The 17372-nt window shown below is 66.8% G+C and carries 20 protein-coding genes; 10 read left to right on the top strand and 10 right to left on the bottom strand.

The features are described from left to right. The first annotated feature begins 128 nt into the window (after nt 1-128). The 3 genes from K8F61_RS00305 (at nt 129) to K8F61_RS00295 (ending at nt 3623) form a co-directional block, all read left to right on the top strand. Nucleotides 129-857, top strand: coding sequence for a helix-turn-helix domain-containing protein (locus tag K8F61_RS00305; RefSeq protein ID WP_231820311.1), 729 nt, complete (start codon nt 129-131; stop codon nt 855-857). Between the two features lie 48 nt (nt 858-905). Beyond that, nucleotides 906-1301 carry a VOC family protein gene (locus tag K8F61_RS00300; protein WP_231820310.1) on the top strand — a complete coding sequence of 132 codons (396 nt, stop codon included), beginning with the start codon at nt 906-908 and terminating at the stop codon, nt 1299-1301. 870 nt (nt 1302-2171) lie between these two features. Further along, entirely contained in the window at nt 2172-3623 is a 1452-nt protein-coding gene (locus tag K8F61_RS00295; protein ID WP_231820309.1) for an MFS transporter, read from the top strand. 62 nt (nt 3624-3685) lie between these two features. Here K8F61_RS00295 and soxR read toward each other — a convergent pair whose 3' ends face one another. The 4 genes from soxR to K8F61_RS19110 form a co-directional block, all read right to left on the bottom strand. Beyond that, nucleotides 3686-4153 carry a redox-sensitive transcriptional activator SoxR gene (gene soxR / locus K8F61_RS00290; RefSeq protein ID WP_219085499.1) on the bottom strand — a complete coding sequence of 156 codons (468 nt, stop codon included), beginning with the start codon at nt 4151-4153 and terminating at the stop codon, nt 3686-3688. A 159-nt stretch (nt 4154-4312) separates the two neighbouring features. Continuing rightward, the gene (locus K8F61_RS00285) at nt 4313-5245 is read right to left on the bottom strand and encodes a GlxA family transcriptional regulator (RefSeq protein ID WP_231820308.1); all 933 of its coding nucleotides are present in this window, start codon (nt 5243-5245) and stop codon (nt 4313-4315) included. Next, the gene (locus K8F61_RS00280) at nt 5242-5847 is read right to left on the bottom strand and encodes an isochorismatase family protein (RefSeq protein WP_231820307.1); all 606 of its coding nucleotides are present in this window, start codon (nt 5845-5847) and stop codon (nt 5242-5244) included. The genes K8F61_RS00285 and K8F61_RS00280 overlap by 4 nt, the downstream gene beginning before the upstream one ends. Nucleotides 5848-5935: 88 nt before the next feature. Then, nucleotides 5936-6151 (bottom strand): thioredoxin domain-containing protein, encoded by a 216-nt coding sequence (locus tag K8F61_RS19110; RefSeq protein WP_418888060.1) that lies wholly within the window; start codon nt 6149-6151, stop codon nt 5936-5938. On the opposite strand from K8F61_RS19110, the gene K8F61_RS00275 reads away from it, so the two are divergent. Next, nucleotides 6056-7117, top strand: coding sequence for a hypothetical protein (locus K8F61_RS00275; protein WP_231820306.1), 1062 nt, complete (start codon nt 6056-6058; stop codon nt 7115-7117). The genes K8F61_RS19110 and K8F61_RS00275 overlap by 96 nt on opposite strands. Here K8F61_RS00275 and K8F61_RS00270 read toward each other — a convergent pair. After that, nucleotides 7063-7416, bottom strand: a complete 354-nt coding sequence (locus K8F61_RS00270) for an ArsR/SmtB family transcription factor (protein ID WP_084344451.1) — start codon at nt 7414-7416, stop codon at nt 7063-7065. The genes K8F61_RS00275 and K8F61_RS00270 overlap by 55 nt on opposite strands. 87 nt (nt 7417-7503) lie before the next feature. Here K8F61_RS00270 and K8F61_RS00265 point away from each other — a divergent pair, with 87 nt between their 5' ends. Continuing rightward, nucleotides 7504-8826, top strand: a complete 1323-nt coding sequence (locus K8F61_RS00265) for an FAD-dependent oxidoreductase (RefSeq protein ID WP_067244851.1) — start codon at nt 7504-7506, stop codon at nt 8824-8826. Nucleotides 8827-9093: 267 nt separating this feature from the next. Further along, entirely contained in the window at nt 9094-9537 is a 444-nt protein-coding gene (locus tag K8F61_RS00260) for a hypothetical protein (RefSeq protein ID WP_231820305.1), read from the top strand. Nucleotides 9538-9595: 58 nt separating this feature from the next. Here K8F61_RS00260 and K8F61_RS00255 read toward each other — a convergent pair whose 3' ends face one another. From K8F61_RS00255 to K8F61_RS00235, 5 genes are all read right to left on the bottom strand, one after another. Then, complete coding sequence (locus tag K8F61_RS00255) at nt 9596-10354, bottom strand: alpha/beta fold hydrolase (protein WP_231820304.1); 759 nt, start codon at nt 10352-10354, stop codon at nt 9596-9598. Then, nucleotides 10351-11175: an alpha/beta fold hydrolase gene (locus tag K8F61_RS00250; protein WP_231820303.1), complete on the bottom strand. Its 825-nt coding sequence runs from the start codon at nt 11173-11175 to the stop codon at nt 10351-10353. Before K8F61_RS00250 ends, K8F61_RS00255 begins: the two co-directional genes overlap by 4 nt. Before the next feature lie 67 nt (nt 11176-11242). Continuing rightward, entirely contained in the window at nt 11243-11662 is a 420-nt protein-coding gene (locus tag K8F61_RS00245) for a hypothetical protein (RefSeq protein WP_067244858.1), read from the bottom strand. A 120-nt stretch (nt 11663-11782) separates the two neighbouring features. Continuing rightward, entirely contained in the window at nt 11783-12439 is a 657-nt protein-coding gene (locus tag K8F61_RS00240) for a LysE family translocator (protein ID WP_231820302.1), read from the bottom strand. After that, nucleotides 12436-13836, bottom strand: coding sequence for an MFS transporter (locus K8F61_RS00235; protein WP_067244860.1), 1401 nt, complete (start codon nt 13834-13836; stop codon nt 12436-12438). Before K8F61_RS00235 ends, K8F61_RS00240 begins: the two co-directional genes overlap by 4 nt. A 257-nt stretch (nt 13837-14093) precedes the next feature. On the opposite strand from K8F61_RS00235, the gene K8F61_RS19095 reads away from it, so the two are divergent. From K8F61_RS19095 to K8F61_RS00220, 4 genes are all read left to right on the top strand, one after another. After that, nucleotides 14094-14321: a MerR family DNA-binding protein gene (locus K8F61_RS19095; protein ID WP_336246432.1), complete on the top strand. Its 228-nt coding sequence runs from the start codon at nt 14094-14096 to the stop codon at nt 14319-14321. Between the two features lie 168 nt (nt 14322-14489). Then, nucleotides 14490-15374 (top strand): NAD(P)-dependent oxidoreductase, encoded by an 885-nt coding sequence (locus K8F61_RS00230; protein ID WP_231820301.1) that lies wholly within the window; start codon nt 14490-14492, stop codon nt 15372-15374. Between the two features lie 213 nt (nt 15375-15587). Further along, nucleotides 15588-16190, top strand: coding sequence for an HAD-IA family hydrolase (locus tag K8F61_RS00225; RefSeq protein WP_231820300.1), 603 nt, complete (start codon nt 15588-15590; stop codon nt 16188-16190). 712 nt (nt 16191-16902) lie between these two features. After that, nucleotides 16903-17115 carry a hypothetical protein gene (locus K8F61_RS00220; RefSeq protein ID WP_231820299.1) on the top strand — a complete coding sequence of 71 codons (213 nt, stop codon included), beginning with the start codon at nt 16903-16905 and terminating at the stop codon, nt 17113-17115. The last annotated feature ends 257 nt before the right edge of the window (nt 17116-17372 follow it).

Genomic DNA, 17372 nt, shown 5'->3' with positions numbered 1-17372 from the left:
CTGGGAGCGTACCGTGGCGGCTCTGGGATACAAGGAGGCCAGGTGCGGATGGCCGAGACCACCGTTCGTACCGCGAGATCCCTCCCGCGGCGGGTGGCAAGTACCGACTCCCGTGTGACACTGTTCGCATGAGCGGTTTGAACACCGTGGATCGCGGCTCGGACTCAGCCCACGTGACCCGTGTGTGGCGCAGCCAGGGCCCCGGTGCGAAGCGCATGCTCTCGGTCACCAACTCCAACTGGGAGCTGGTGTTCATGGAGTTCGAGGGTTCCGTGAGCGTCACGGTGCGCGGGCCCGAGACGAGCCCTTCGCTCGTGGAGCTGCCGGAGGAGGGATCGGCGATCGGGATCGTGTTCGCGCACGGAACCGCGCTGGAGGGGCTCCCCGTGCCGCGACTGGTCGACGCGGCCGTGACCGAGCCCGCCGACGACGCCGGACGGCGCATGGAACTCGGCGGCGAGACCTGGGAGATCCCTCGCTACGACAGCGTCGAGGACTTCGTGGCGAAGCTGTCGGCTGCCGGCCTGCTGCGGCACGATCGCCTCGTCGCCGATGTTGCGGCTGGCGCCGACGATCACGGGCTCGGGCCGCGCGCGACGCAGCTCCGGGTGAAGGCCCTCACCGGCCTCACGAGAACCGCGATCCGCCAGATCGAGCGTGCCCGGGCGGCCGCGATGATGCTGCAGGACGGCAGGCCCATCATCGAAGCGGTGCATGAGCTCGACTATTACGACCAGCCCCACCTCTCCCACGCGCTCTCGAGGTTCATCGGGCGCACCGCGTCCGAGCTGCGCCGCGGGGACCCTGACGTGCCGCTTTCGCTTCTGTACAAGACGCCGGGCTGGCCCGCCGAATAGCGTCTCCGGTGCACCCATCGAAGCACCGATGCACCTAGGAGACGCACCATGTCTGTCACTCACATCTTCGTCAACCTGCCGGTCGCGGACATCGAGGCGAGCAAGCGGTTCTACGCGGCGCTCGGGTTCGGTTTCAACCCGGACTTCAGCGACGAGAACTCGGCCTACATCGTGGTGACCGAGCACATCGTGCTGCAGCTCGCCAGCCCGGAGAAGTTCCAGGGCTTCACCAACAGAGAGATCCCGCCGGCGGGATCGAGCATCCTGGCGCTCGGGGTCGAGTCGCGCGAAGAGGTCGACCGCCTCGCCGACACCGCGCTGCAGTCAGGCGGCTCGTCGACGCGCGACGCGATCGACCTCGGCTGGCTCTACAACCGGGCCTTCGTCGATCCCGACGGTCACCCCTTCGAGGCCGTCCACCTCGACGCCGGCGCGATGAGCTAGATCGACAGGCCGCGTCACGCTGAACCGCCCCGCACCCTGCTTAGGTGCAGAGCGGTTCAGCTTTTCACTTTTGCTCATGAGCTTGCCCCGTGACCCGCGCGGGGGCATCAGTTCGACGTGGGTCGCCCCGCCTGGGCGAAGAGGGGCAGGCCAGAGTGCTCGTCGTCCCCTCCCGCGGACTCGCGTGGACTCGCGGGCGGTCATGCCCCCTTGTACCCCTTGCGGGGCGAAAGCCGCACGAAAGGAGGCCCGGAACTGCAGAACATGCAGTTCCGGGCCTCTCACCCGCCCATGCGGGCTGAACCCTAGATGTGGATTTCTAGAAGTCCCAGTTCTAGTTGAGAAGCGCGGAGTCATGCGGTTCCTGAAGCCCGCTGGCACCTCGTGCCCTCTGCGCGCCCCTCCTGCCACGAGGCCGAGTAGCCACTCCGACAGGACGTCGGCACGCATTTCAGTCTACCTCGCTGGGCCGTGAACACAGGGGTTGCAGTACGTCTCGAACACACTCTAGGTAGCCCCACCTGCAGAACCTCATACGTCTCGAGCGCTAGGAATCGATGAATCAGCTCCCTGGCCTCGGACTGAACATGCCCAGTCATTCGTGTGGCGCGAACGACCAGAGAGGCGAGCTGGTCGCGGCGCCACCGGCCGTAACGCTGTGGACGCCCGACCACCCGATCCCACTTTGCGATGGCCCCTTCGGGCAGTTCTGCGCTGAGAGCGTCAACGAGTTCGGGGGCAAGTCGCTCGCAAACCTCGCCCCACCCCCTTGACCTCAAGGTTAGTTGAGGTTCTACTCTCGGGAGCACCGCTGATGACGGCGGTGCGGAGCCAGTATCCGCACCCGCGAACGCAAGGGAAGACGACCTCATGGCTCATGATCCTGAACGCGCCGTCGTGGACGGGAGTTGGCGCGAACTGTTGAGCAGCCGCTACGCGCCCGTCGCCTCCGTTCTTGCGGGGGGAGTCCTGCTCGAGGCGAGCAATGTCTACCTCACCACCAGTCTCCTGCCGACGATCGTCGCCGAGATCGGCGGTGCGGAGTTCTACGCGTGGACGATGATGACGTTCCTGCTCGCCTCGGTGGTGAGTGCGATGCTGGTGAGCAGGGTGCTGACTCGGCAGGGGGCGCGTCGCGCATACCTGTTGGCGCTCGGTCTGTTCGCACTCGGGTCCGTGCTGTGCGCGGCAAGTCCGTGGATGTCAGCTTTGTTGTTCGGGCGTGCGGTGCAGGGCCTGGGCGGTGGGCTGCTTGCCGGTCTGGGCTATGCGCTGATCCAGCGTGCGCTGCCGGAGCGGCTGTGGGCGCGCGCCGCCGCGCTGGTGTCGGCGATGTGGGGAGTGGGCAACATCCTCGGCCCGGTGGTGGGCGGTCTGTTCGCTCAGTTCGACGAATGGAGGATGGCGTTCATCGCTCTTGCCGTCGTGACTGCGCTGGTCGGCATCGTCGCGGTTCGCGCTCTTCCCCGCGCCGCGCAGGGACGATCAAGCGACCCGGTGCCGTGGGCTTCCCTCATGCTCCTCGCGGGCAGCGTGGGCGCGGTCGGGATCGCGAGCGTCGTCCCCCACGATCTCGGAAGGGGGGCAGCCATCGCCTCCGGTGTCGTCCTCTGCGGCTGGTTCCTCCGTCACGAGCGTCGTAGCGGCAACGGCATCCTTCCCCGGGCGACTTTCACCTTCGTTTCCGGCCCGTCACTTCGCTGGGTCTACCTGACCGTCGCCGTGCTGGCATTCGCGATCGGGACGGAAGCGTTCATCCCGCTGTTCGGGCAGGAGATCGGCGGCCTGATGCCGTTCGTCGCGGGCCTGCTCGGCGCGGCACTGTCACTGGGGTGGTCCCTGACGCAGGTCGTCGCGGCGAACGCCACCGGCATCCGGTCGCGTCGCGTGCTGATCACGGTCGGCCCGGTGGTCGTCGCCTTGGGGCTGGCAGCCTATGGGCTGCTCCAGCACGACGGGCCATCGACGCTGGTCATCGTGCTCTGGTTCGTCACGCTGTTCCTGGCGGGTTCGGGCATCGGGCTGGGATTCCCGCACCTCACCGTCGCTGCGTTGAGCAGCACGAGAGACGAGGAAGAGGGAGCCAAGGCCGCCGCAGCCGTGAACACCGTGCTCATCATCGCGAGTGCATTCAGTGCCGCGTTCGCCGGAGTCCTCGTCAACATCTCTGCACCCGTCTACGTCGGATCCGCCCACCTCCTGCTGTTCGTCTTCGCCGGCATCACCGCGCTCGGCACCTTCATCGCCCGCGGTGCCAGCTGGGGCATCGGCGAGAACTGGCCGTCCGACGTATCAGACACCTCAAACGCCACGAGTACATAAGAGATCCCACGCCAGGTGCTGCCTGTTGACGGGATCTCTACGCGGCCTCCGCTGCGTTGCCCTCAAGTCGCGCTGATCTCGGGTAGGCGTTGGGGGCCGGGGCCGTTCGAGCCTAGCTCGTCGTCGGGGTTGAGCACTCGGCAGCTGCGTAGTGAGACGCATCCGCAGCCGATGCACTCGACCAGTTCACTTTCCATTCGTTCGATTTCTTGGCGTCGTGCTTCGAGGCGGCCTCGCCAGCGTTCGCTGATGTGGCGCCAGTCGGTTTTTCCGGGCATGCGGTCGGTGGGGAGGTCGGCGAAGACTTCGGCGACTTCGGACAAGGGGATGCCCATGCGTTTGGCGACTTGGATGACCGATACTCGACGGATCACGTGGCGGGCGTAGCGGCGTTGTCCACCCGAGGTGCGAGTGGATGTGATGAGCCCTGCCCGCTCGTAGAAGTGCAGTGCTGACACGGCGACGCCCGTGCGCCGCGCTACCTCACCCACGGTGAGCAGGTCGGTCGGAGAAGGCTTCGGGGTGCTCATGATCCTCCTCAACTTTGGTTGAGGTTGATCCTACTTTGTGAGGCGGCGGGAAGGAACAGACATCCGAGTTGCGGCGAGCTCGGCTTACCGTGCAAGCCTGCCAGGGTCGGAGATCGAAAGAAGCATGTTCACCCAGTACGCTTTTGGCATTGGTCGGCATCACTTTCTGGTTGGCCTTGCCGCTGGGGCCGAAGCGCCCTGCCGGAGTCGGCGGAGCATGCGAGCGTCTTCGAAACCGACCGCGCGAGCGGCAGCTTCTGCGGTCGAGCCCTGCGCCAGCAGGTTCTCGGCGTGCTCCTGCCGGAGCATCTGCTGATACCGGAGCGGAGTCAGCCCGGTCGCAGCCGTGAACGACCTGGTCAGTGTTCGTGGGCTGACGCCCGCGATGCTCGCGAGCCGGTCGAGAGGGAGCGCACGGTCAAACTGCTCGTCGATGTGGTCTTGTACACGGTGGACAAGTTCGTCGACATGCGAGCGATAGCTCAGCAGCACGCTCAGCTGTGCCGCTTCCCCGTTGCGTCGGGCGTACACGACCATATTTCGCGCCACCTGCGCCGCGACCGCCGCCCCCTGCCTATTCGCGACGATGTGGAGAGCCAGGTCGATGCCGCTGGCGATACCCGCCGAGGTCATGACGCGGTCGTCCTCGGTGAACAACACATCCGGAACCACGTGCGCGAGCGGGTACCTGCGACCCAACTCCTGCTGGATGTCATGGTGCGTGGTGCAGCGTCGACCGTCGAGGAGTCCCGCGCGGCCGAGCGCGAGCGCACCGGAGCACACGCTCGCGACCGTGCCCCCGGACGCATGGTGGCCTCGGAGGAACTGCAGTCCTTCTTCGCTCAGCGACCCGGACCCGTCTTCCAGCGGCGCCCGCCAACCCGGCATGATGACAATGTCATCGGGATCGAGTTCGGGCCAGTGCACCTGCGCCTGCAGAACGAGCCCGTGACTGGAGGCGATGACCGGCTGATCGCCGACATACGCGAGGTCATAGGCCCCGATCGCAGCCGCGGAGGCGAAGACCTGTGAAGGGCCGGCGAGGTCCAAGAGGATCACGCCGGGCACCAGCACGAAGACGACTCGTGTCATACGGTCGCCGTCGCTGTGCCGATGCGCTCGGCGGTCGTCGTGATCGTCGCGAAGCCCCGCCCGCCGAGGATGCTCTCAGTCCTGCGCATCAGGTCCTCGCCGGACACCGCACCGTACCCGTCCCCGGCCTTGATGCCCGAAGTGGTCGTGGCATCGATGACGAACTCGACCTCGAACCCGAGATCGCTCGCGACTCGCGCGGTCGTCTCGCAGCACTGCTCGGTGCGAATACCGCAGATCACCAGACGACGAACACCGCGCGTCGTCAACTGCTGCTGCAGGTTCGTCGTCGTGAACGAGTTGATCGACGTCTTCATGATCCGAACCTCGCCGTCGTGAGGTTCGAGCTCGTCGACCACGCGCACGAACCCGGAGGCAGGGTCGAAGACGCCACCGGTACCCGGCTCCGCGTGAGTTACCCACACGATCAGGTCACCAATGCGTCGCGCGTGCTCAACGAGTTCTGCGATGTTCTCCAGCACCCGCGGGTTCGCGGTCGCGGCCCAGTCGTCGGATCGCTGGCGGAATGACTCCTGCGCATCGATGATAATGAGAGCAGTCTGCGTTGCTTGTGACATGCTCTCATCCTGAACGGCTGCCACGGTGCGCACAAGGCACGATATCGACGCCAAGCGGAACGATCTGGTCAGTCAGAGCCTTGCTTCCTTGGCCTCAATGCCAGTTGAGGTCTTATCTTGAGCAGGTACCCGCCTCGCCTCCGAGCTTCTCCAGCACCTCGACCGCACGGATGTCGAGCCCTTCGCTGTGATGGGCGTGTAGCAGTCGCTCCAGGATCTCTTCTCCCCGACCATGAGCAGCACCCATCCGGACCAGTCGATGCGCGTCGAAGGAGTTGACGGGTCGCGCCGTGCGCAGGTCGAGGCGGAGCCCCTCTTCGGCCCCCATCGACTGGATGTGCCACACTCGGGCGGCGGCTTGCTCCGGGCTGCTCTGATGCTGCGCGACCGGAACCTCGGGGCAGCGGACGCCTGGGCTGCCGCCGACGCTCTCCGGCAGGCCGCACAGCAGGTCAGTGCCGCTGAGCGGGCACTCGATCAGGCGTCCGGGCAACTGGGCCGGATCGCCTGGCAGCCACCCGAGCGGCAATGGGTGACCGTGGTGTTCCTGCACGGAGAAGACGCCGACGGGGTGCTCGATCTCATCGACCGCGACGGCACCGACGCGGCGATCGAACAGCTGCGCGGCTTCGACTCCGGCGACGAGACCACCCGTGCGGCGCTCGCGAAGGAGGACGCCTACGACGTGCCGCCCACGGACGCGAACACCCGGATGGTGACCGAAGTCGAGTACGCGCTGACGTACAGCCCGACATTCGGATACGTCGTGCTCTACCGCGCTTACACCCCGTCGCCCGCCACCACGACGGCGGAGGGCGACGGGCCTGCCGGGGACGCGGAGGCGGCGCGGCGGGCGCTCGATGAGCGCCGGAGGCGGGTGCGCGGCGACGGGTCATGCGTCCAGACGCCGGCGCGGTCGGCGTGGCCGATGAACGCGCGAGGAGCAATGTGCCGACACCGTGTCCTGCGGCGTCGGGTGGATGTAGATCGAGTGCTCGACCACCCCGCGGTACACCTCACGCGCCGAGACGGGACCGGCGGCGGCCCACCCCATGACGTGACCGTCCGCGTCGTCGATGACGAGCGAGAGCCCCGGGCGCTTGCCTGCGGCGAAGGCCTCCCAGCTCGCGGCCGGGTGAGGTTCGAAGGTGGCGTGCCCGGTGGCGATCCCGGCACGGTATATCGCCTTGACGGCGGGCCAGTCGGCGTCCGTCATTGGCCGCACCGTCACATCGACCATCAGGCAATGAGCGTCCGGGCGGCGTCGGCGAGGGTGCCGGTCGTCGGCTGGTAGTACGCCCACTTGCCGCGCTGCTCCCGGGTCACGAGGCCCGCCTCGACGAGAAGCTTCATGTGGTGCGAGACGGTCGGCTGCGACAGTCCGACGGGTTCGGTGAGATCACACACGCACATCTCGCCGTCCGCGCTCGCGGTGATCAGGGACAGCAGCTTGACGCGGGCCGGGTCCCCGAGTGCCTTGAACACTTTCGCGAGTCCATGCGCGGTCGCATCGTCCACCATCGCCTCGGTCGCGGGATTACAGCACGCGGCCCCCGCGGGAGCGGTGTCAACGGTCACGGGGAGGCTGGTCATGCTCCTACTCTGCCTGACGTATTGACGGTTGTCGATACGTCAGGCAGGCTGTGACGTATCGAAGAACTTCAATGTGTGGAGGTTGGAATGGAACCCGTTGTCGTGATCGGAGCCGGCCCGCAGGGGCTCGCCGCCGCTGCTCACCTGGTGGAGCGGGGCCTGGAACCGGTGGTCCTGGAAGCGGGTGCGGGTCCGGCGTCGGCGGTCGCGGAGTGGGGGCATGTGCGGCTCTTCTCGCCGTGGTCGGAACTGACCGACGCGGCCGCCCGTCGCTTGCTGGAGCCGGCCGGATGGGTGGCGCCGGAGAAGGGGTACCCGACGGGTGCGCAGTGGATCGACGGGTATCTCGCCCCGCTCGCCGATGCGCTCGGTGACCGGGTCCGGTATGGGGCGCGCGCCGTCGGTGTGGGGCGGAAGGGCCGTGATCTCTCGGTCGATGCCGGCCGGGCGGAGCAGCCTTTCGTCGTCCACGTGCAGCATGCGGACGGGCGGGAGGAGCGGATCGAGGCGCGTGCGGTGATCGATGCGTCCGGGACTTGGCGCACCCCCAGCCCCGCCGGTGCCGACGGCCTGCCCGCTTTGGGTGAGCGTGCCGCCACGGACGCCGGGTTCGTCGACTACCGGATGCCGACCGTTGAGGATGTCACCGAACTCGCCGGTCAGCATGTGGTCGTGGTCGGGAACGGGCATTCGGCCGCGACGACGATCTGCGTGCTCGCGCGGGTGGCGAAGCGTGACAACGGGTTGCGGGTCTCGTGGGTGCTGCGCCGCGGCACCGTCGGGAACACCTTCGGTGGCGGGAGCGCCGATGAGTTGCCCGAACGTGGAGCCCTTGGGCAGCGGGCGAAGCAGGCCGTCGAATCCGGGCTCGTGGATCTCGTGACCGGGTTCCGCACCGAACAGATCCTCCTCGAGAACGATCACGCGGTCCTGGTCGCCGAGGATGGGCGACGCTTGGACCCGGCCGCGAAGGTGTTCGTGGCGACCGGGTTCCGCCCGGACCTCTCGTTCCTCTCGGAGATCCGCCTCGACCTGGACCTGCGACTGCAGGCACCCGCGAAGGTCGCTGACGAGGTCGACCCGAACCTGCACTCCTGCGGCTCGGTCCGCGCGACCGGGGCTGCGGATCTCGCGCACCCGGAGCCGGGATTCTTCATCGTAGGCGCGAAGTCCTACGGGCGTGCGCCGACGTTCCTCGCGCTGACCGGGTTCGAGCAGGTGCGCTCCGTGGTCGCGGAGATCGCCGGCGACCGCGAGGCCGCAGCCCGCGTGGATCTCGTGCTGCCGGATACAGGCGTGTGTGGCGGGTCCGGCCTGTTCGACGCCCCGGATGACGCGGGCACCGCTGGGTCGTGCTGCGCCCCGGCCTCGCAACTCATCCAGCTCGGCACCGCACCCGCAGTCCGGTAGAACACGGCAACAGCAGGGAGGGGTGGGAACCAAACGGTCCCACCCCTCCCCTCCCTCGCATGCCAGCGCGATGGCGCTGAGTTTCAGGCGAGGAGTTCCGCGGCGTCGGCACCAACGTGCAAGCCCGCGCCATCGCGTTATATCACCTGGACTGTCCGTGGCGGCCCAGCGACATCGTGGGCGCACGACTCCGACCTGAAGTGGGCGCCCCGGTACGCTTCCCGCGACTACGGCGTCATCGGCCAGATCAGCAGCTTCGACGTCGCCGTGTCCACCAGCCCGGCGCTGGGCGATGGTGAGCCGGTGGTGCGCATTCGGCTCGACGGGGTGCCACGCAGCGGCTTCGTCATGACCCGGCAGGCGTTCCTCGACGGCGGCGTCGGTCTGATTCAGCGCATCGAGAATCGCGCCTCGGGCACCCCCTCGCTCCTCGAGCACGCCCGCACCGATCTCGCCAGCGCCGAGACCGAGCGTGACGACGCCATCCAGCGCATCGGCCAGCCGTTCCGCCACACCCAGGCCATGGCGGACGCGGAGAAAGATCTCGTCCGGATCGAGACCCAGGTCGCCGCGATGCAAGAAGACATCGACCCGGCAGCACAGGCCGACACCGCCCCGGAAAGTCCTCCATCGAGCGGGCTGAACGTGGAGACCGTGCGAGCGCACCGGCCCGCGCTCGGGTACGCCCGAACCCGGAACGCAGCCCCATAACCAGCGGGGCCGGTTCCTCCCCGCAGCCGTGGACGCGGGAATCGCCCGCGCGAGGCTTCTAAGCCTCGCCATGTCCGATCGTCACCGCGCGGATGCTGCGGGCAACGAGAGCGGGGTTGCTGAAAGGGAGCGTGTGGCCCGCGTCTGGGTCGACCTCGAGGGTGCTCCGTGGGTTGGCGGCGTGCAATAGCCGTGCGGACCGCTGAACCGGGCGCGGCTCGCGACCGCCAGCGAGCACAATCGCGGCACCGGTGAAACGTTCCCACCCAGATGGAGGCACGAATGCGCCGTTCGCGGCGACAACGGTGAGCAAGGTCGTCTTCGAGATCGACTCGGAGGTTCGAAGATAGTCGGGCACGAGCGCGGGCGGCACACCGAGCACCTTCGCTTGTGCCCGTGCGAACCGTTCGTTCTTCGCAAGCCCCGCAGTAGACGAGAGCAGTACTCGTGTGAGGCCGGGAGCCCGCGCTGGGATCGCGAGGGCGCTGATCGAGACGACCCGGCTCACGAGTTCTGGGGTTTTGCTCGCGAGCGCGAGGGCGAGCTGTGCCCCGAGCGAAAAACCCACAACATGAACGGGGCCCGTGGCTCGCTCGACGAGCATCGCGCGCAGTTGCTCGAGTGTTTGCTCATGCGAGACGTAGTCGTCGGCCGCGCTGTGGTCATGGCCCGGCAGATCCGGCACGATGAGGTGGTACTCGTTGCCGAGTTCGGCGCGCACGGGCTCCCACATCCAGCCTGCGACACCGCCGCCGTGCAGCAGAACAACGGTGCGCGGTCGCTCTGGGTGGTACTCCGCGACGAACACGTGGGTCACCCCTCGCCGCTCACGAGGTGCGGATGCCACTGCCCGAGAATCTCGAAGAGGGTCGCCGTGCTCTGGGCGGGCGCGTCCCACGTGACAATGTGCCCGGCATCTGCAACGACGTGTTCTGTGACGCCCTCTGCCGCAGCCCAGGTGCCCATTGTCTGCGAGATATTGCCCGTCTGATCGTCGCTGCCTCGCATGAGCCCGATCGGGATGAGCGAGCGATATTCAGGATCGGGTGCGATGAACGACGAAGTCGCGCGCCACACGTCGAGGAATGTGTTCTTGGGCATTCGACCAAAAGTCTCTGTTGCGCGCTCAATCGCCGCCGGTGTCACGGCCGATGCCTTCGCCATGAGACCCGGCAAACTACGCGCCGGAATGAGTGCGAGCGCGGGTGCCGCCAGCCCGAGCAAGAATTGCGACGAGGCCGAAAGTGGGCCGGTGTTCCATGCGGAGTCAATGATCACGACGCCGCTCGCTCGGTTCGAATGCATCCGAACGAATGCTTGCGCGATGTTGCCACCGAGCGAGTGGCCGACAAGAACGGGAGCGTATACTTGCGTTTCATCGAGCAACGCCGCAAGGTCGTCGAGTCCATCTTCGGCCGTGAATCGCGTGCCCGGGGCGAGTGTGGACTGCCCGTGCGCGCGAAGATCCCACTGCACAATGCGCGCGCCAGCCGCCACGAGCGCGTCGGCTTGATCGTCGAACATCACGTGATCGAGACCCGCACCATGGAGGAAAACGACCGTCGGCGACCCCCGACCGGAATCGCGATAAGCAATGCGCGCGGTCGGGCGCTGCAGCACGCGGTCAAGTGTCACCATGTCTCGACGCTACCGATCATTTGCGCCTCGCGAAGTGCGTTGCCACCCGGCATTGCCACGGGTGCTATCACGACTGGACCCTGACAAGCGCCTCGGCGCGTTCACGCAAGGTGGCCAAGACACGGCGTGTTGCTGCGTCATCCGACTCGCTGATGCCCTCGACGAGTGAAGCCGTCGCCGCGCCGACGGCGCGGCGGGCGGCAACCAACGCCTCGAGGCCGTCGTCGCTCAGTTGCGTCTCACCCACGACCAAACCGCGATCACGTAACGCTGCCTCGATGGGTTCGATCTCTGTCTTGAGCGCGCGGGCGGTTTCGTCACGCCACTGCCCACTCGAAGCATCCGTGCCGGCTGCGCTCACGGCGTTGAGCACGACCCACTCGGCGTAACTCGCGATCACCGTCGAAGCGAGGGTCGTGAGCAGCAGTGCGCGAAGCGCATTTTCGGTGGCCCCGATGACGGCGGGGATTGAGGGTTGCGTAGTCATGGTGATCCTTTCGGGGGCGGAAGACTGGCTGGTTTCGCAGCGAGTTAGCCGGCGACCATTGCCGCGAGTGCGAGCCCAAACCCCCCGAGCTCGCCTCGGTGCGCGTGCGCTCGAGCGTGCTCATGAGGCCGCCCCCGCACTCACGGGAGCGTGTGAATCGAGCAGCAGATGTACGCCGATTCCTGCGAGTGCCCCGCCGACCACGCGACGTTGCCACACGGCCCAGCGCGGTCGACGTTGCAACAGGAGCGCGATCGAGCCGGCGCTCAAGATGAACGCACTGTTGACGACAATGCTGGCCACGATCTGGACGCCCCCGAGCACGAAGCCCTGCGCGACAACATTGCCCCGCGCCGGGTCGATGAACTGCGGGATGAGGGCCGCGTACAAGATGACAGCTTTGGGGTTGAGCAGGTTGGTTGCGAGCCCCATACCGAAGAGGCGACGCTTCGAATCGCGCGGAATCTGTGCGGGTTCGAAGAGCCCTGCACTGCCGCGAAGCACGGTCCACGCCAGATACAGCAGGTAGAGCGCACCCGCAATCTTGATGATTGTGTACAGCCACGGCACGACCGTGAAGACAACCGCGAGGCCGAGGTTCGCCGCTGTCATGTAGATGGCGAAACCCAGCGCAGTGCCGCAGAGCGAGACGAACCCCGCGAGCGTTCCTTGCGAGAGTGTGCGCGACACCAGATAGATCATGTTCGGCCCCGGCGTCAGCGCCATGCCGAACGCCACGATCGCGATGCCAAGAATTGCGGATGCTTCGGGCATCATGCCTCGATTCCGCGGCCCGCGCGGCGTGAGAAGATCGTGCCCGCAATCGCGATGACCGCGAATGTGAACATGAGTGTGCGGGCCGCGTGCACCATGTCGGGCAGGGCGAAGTTCACGATCATGCCGGCGAGGGTCGCGCTGAACGCCTGAGCGATGATGAGCACGGTGTTGATCGCGGCGGCCGCCTTCGCGCCTTCGTCCTCATCTCTGGTACTGCCGAGCGCGGCGACCGTGAGGTGCGGGAAGGCCAGGCCGATGCCGCTGCCCGCGAAGAAGAGCGTCACGAACCACAACACGAGCACGGTCACGGATGGCCCGTTGTGTTGCAGTGCCCCGTAGGCGGCAAGCCCCAGCCCGATGACAACAGGGCCGACGACAATGAGTGACCGCTGTGCAGCAGCACTCGAAACGTTCGCCGAGAACACCTGCACGATCGACCATCCGAACGAAAGCGCAGCGCCGAGCAGCCCGGCAACGAGCGGGCCCATGAGCCCGATCTCCTGCCCGAAGAGCGGCACGAACGCCTCCGTACCGATCGCGAAGGCGAAGACGGCGACGGTCAGGTAGACCGCGGCAAGCGGTGAACGTCGGTCGAACGCGACGCGGGGCAGAATGCCTTTCGTGCTGCGCTTCTCGTAGGCGATGAAGAGCAGAGCAAGGACGACGCCCGCTGCGAAGGCGAGCACGGTGCCCAGGCCGACTGGCAGAACGCTCGCAATTGCGATCGCGATGACACCGCTGCCGACGAGGCCGAGCGAAACCCACGGCACGACCTCATCAGAGCGGCCGCGCTCGGTGCGCGGAAGCGCCTTCATAGCGACGAAGCTCAGCAAAACTGCGGCGCCGGCGAGGCAGATGAAGTTGAGTCGCCACGCGCCGAACTGTGCGAACAGCCCGCCAACGAGTGGACCAAGGATGTTTCCGACACCCCACATCGCAGAGACGAGCGCTGCGCCGCGCGCCCAGAGCCGTTCGGGGAGCGCGCGCTGCAGCATGACGTAGCCGAGCCCGGCTAGGAGCCCGCCACCGAGACCCTGCACAGCGCGACCTGTCAGAAGCACTGGCATTGTCGGGCTCGCAGCACAGATGAGCGAACCGAGCGCAAATGTGCCGAGCGCGATGAGATACGCGCCGATCGCGCCCCAGCGCATGAGCACGCGACTGACGAGCATCGAGGTAACGATCGAGGCCAGGAGAAACGCCGTCATGGTCCAGGCGTACAGCTCCATGCCGCCGATCTCGCCGACGATCGTGGGCAGGAGGCTCGTGGTGAGGTAGACGTTGCTCGCCTCGATGAGCACGCCACCGGCGAGCACGAGAGCGATGGGCGCGTTGCGCCCCGTGAGAAGTTCGCGCCACGTTCCCGTGGCGGTCTGTACTGGTGTGCTGTCGGTCATTGCGTTCCAATCGCCGGGTCGGCTAGGGCGGCTCATCGCTGTCGAGAAGTGCCGCGAGCGGTCGATTGCGGCCACGCTAATACCTCAACTTAACTTGAGGTCAAGTCGAGAGGAGAAGTTCGTGGAACCTGAAGACCTGCTCGCCGCCGGCGAGGTCTCGCCGGGCAGGCACACCTGTTTCAACCCTGCACTTCTGCGAACGGCTCGAGCTCATCTGCTCTACCCGAACGGCAGGAAACCAGAGACGCCGCCGCCACATGATCCACCGCGTCTCGTTGATCGTCATCGCAAAGCGCCTCGGGGGTGTCGCTCGATCAGGTCGGCGAAGTCTTCACACGTCCCCGCTCGACGACACGCCGACACAGGCTGACTGGAAGCACATCGCCAGACTCTGGCGCGAGGAGACCACCGCACGCCGCAAGCAGCTCGAAAACCTGCAGCGCGAGCTGACCGGTTGCATCGGCTGCGGTCGTCTCTCCCCTTAGCGCGTGCGGACTCCTCAACACTGACGACGAACTCGCCACTGAGGACCCCCTGCGCATCTAACCCGCGGCGCATCCGGCGATCTCGACCGTTTCACCCCTTGACCTCAACCGTACTTGAGATTCTAACCTGAAAGTCATCATGATGCTGTTCATAAAGGGAGCCACTCAATGACGACTAATAACGCTGTAACCGTTCTGGGGCTGGGCGCGATGGGTTCCGCGCTTGCGGGCACCTTTATCGAGCAGGGCTACCGCACGACGGTGTGGAACCGAACCCTGGCCAAGGCCGCCCCGCTGGCGGCGAATGGCGCGATCGCTGCATCGACGGCAGCCGAAGCAGTGGCTGCCAGCCCGCTGATCGTCATGAGCTTGCTCGATCGCACTGCCGTGACCGAGGTACAGCGCGGCATAGCCGATGTCATTGCAGGCAAGGTGATCGTGAACCTCACAAGTGGGTCGCCCGCGGATGCGAGGCACAACGCCGAGTGGGCTCATGAGTGCGGGGCGAAGTACATCGGCGGGGCGCTGCTCGGTGACCCATCGTATGCCGGAACGCCCTCGATGCTGATCTCACTCAGCGGTGATCGTAAGGCATTGGAGGCTCATCGCTCCACAATCGATGAGCTTGGCAGGACCACCTTCTACGGCGATGATGCCGGCCTCGCCGCAGTGGAGTTCATGGCCCAAGTCGCCATCGGTTACGAGTTCTTGATCGGGCTGCTGCACACGTTCCGACTCGTGCACACCGAGGGGGTCGATGTAGCTGAGTTCGCCGGTCGTGTCGCAGAAACAATGACGGGGTACGCGCAGCTGGTCACGACGTTCGGTGCCGCCATTGCGCGCGGCGAATATGCTCCGGACCTCGGCAACCTCAAGGTGCAAGCCGCCCTCATGGATGACTTGATCGAGCATCGCGCCTCGGCCGGTGTCGACACGACCCGGATGCGCGAGGTGCGAACGCTCATGCAGCGTCGAATTGCCGACGGGCACGGGGAAGAAGGCTTTTCAAGTTTGTTCGAGCTTCTCGGTTCGCGACACCGACTGCCCCGATGAAGAACACGGCCATGGACCGCCTGCGCCGGGCATGGAAAGAAGATCCGTGCCGCCGTGTGAGGCGGGGCGGGCCTGGGGGCGTCGGGTGACCGCGCGGAATAGACCAGGGTGCGCCGCGGTTCCATCCGGCATGAGCGCCACGGTTCCCGGCCGCCCCCGGCTCGTCTTCGACGTGCTGGGCACTCTCGTGGACCAGTTCGGCAGTCTCCAACGGTGCGCAAGCGCCGTCACTGGGTGGGGGACGTCGATTCGGCTCAGATGGTGGAGGCCTGGCTGACGTACGTCGCCGACCGAGAACACGAGATCAACGCCGGTGAAGCCGCGTTCGGCCCCAGCCATGTGCTCGATGCAGAGGCGCTGCAGGCTCTCACGGGTCGGGGCATGCTGCCGGCATCTGCAGTGCCTCCACTGTCCTCCGCCTCGCAGCGCCTCGACCCCTGGCCTGACACCGTCGTCGGCCTGTCGAGACTCTCGGCCGATACGACCGTGCTCGGCCTGTCGAACGCCAGCCGTAGAGTACTGGACGGCCTGCGCGAACACTCAGGGATGCCGGTGTCCGAGTTCCTCTCCGCGGAGGATGTCGGAGTGTACAAGCCGAGCGCGGAGATCTACCAGCTGGCATTGGCAACCGCCTCCCCGGGTTCGGCGCCGCCGTACATGGTCGCAGCGCACGCCTGGGATCTGCGCGCCGCAGCCAGCGCGGGCCTCCGCACCGCCTATGTTCCCCGCCTGGGAGGGGATCCTCCCGCCCCCGAGGACGCCTTCGACCTGTACGCCGACAGCCTCGAGCACCTGCACGCGCTGCTGATCCGATAACCAGCCTCCGGCTACCACGACGACCGGCGACGACCATGCAGGTGTCGCGGCCGAGGCGGCCTCTACCTCGGTGCCGGGCGGCTTTTCGCGGTCGAGCAGTGACACTGCTTGGACCAGTTGGGGCGAGGTCACTCCTTGGTGTGGCGATGGAGGCGGAGGGCTGTGGGGAGGCGCTCTGTGTCTGGAGCGCGTGGGTAGATCTCCTGGGTGTACATGTCAGGGCGGCAATCCGGCAAACCGCCTGAAGAAGAGCGAGAGGACCGCGGTGGCGCAATGTGGGGGCGCCGGCCTGCGCTCGGTGTGCACCTGAACCCGGAACGCAGCCCCGTTCCCAGCGGATCAGGCTCCTCGCCGCAGCCGTGGAGGCGGGAGATGCCCGCGCGAGGGTTCTGACGCTCGCGGGCCGCGACGTGCACCTTGCCGCCACACACAAGCTGCGCCGCTTCCGTGCGGGGCACCGCGAGGTAGGAGGCACGCTGATGGACGAGCAGAACGCACCGCAGAACGAGCAGCGGACGGATCAGGCGAAGCTGCGACCGCGACAGGCCCTGGTGGGGTACATCGACTCCGACCCGAGAGTCACCTACGGCCAGAGCGGGGTGCCACGGCTCTACGCCCGCGTCGGCGTCGAGCACTTCCGACGCGAAGGGGAGGACTCGTTCGTTAAGACTGGCACCACCAGCAGGACGACCGCTTCATCGCACAGGGCTACGTGCGGGAGTTCACCGACCAGCACGGCAACGAACGCGAAGAGTTCGTCGCTACCAAGATCGGGCACGACCTGATGTGGACGCCGTACACCGTCGACCGCGCACCGCAGCAGGACGCCCCGCGGCGGGAGGCTCCCGGTCTCGACCGCAGTCAGGCGTTCGAGCGTGACGACCGGCCCGCGCAGCAGCGCGAACCCGCCGTCATGTCGCAGTAAAGGGGCGACGCGATGAGCGACAAAGCAGACTTCGTACCAGAGCAGGACGAACCAGAACTCTCGTTCCTGAGCGCTCATGATGCCCTCCCGTGGACTCGCGCGGACTCTCGCGGGCGGTCGTGCCCCCTCGTGCCCCTCACGGGGCAGAGACGGCAGAACCCGCAGAATCTCGCGGATCCCGGGCTATCCGGCGTGCCTTGTGGGGCACGACATGAGGGGCACGCCGAACCTGTTTTCCGGTAGGCGGGCACCCCCTC

It is taken from the genome of Microbacterium resistens, assembly GCF_021172025.1.
Classification (GTDB): Bacteria; Actinomycetota; Actinomycetes; order Actinomycetales; family Microbacteriaceae; genus Microbacterium; species Microbacterium resistens.
The sequence above is the reverse complement of the archived record's forward strand: the minus strand, read 5'-3'. Positions and strand labels throughout refer to the sequence as shown.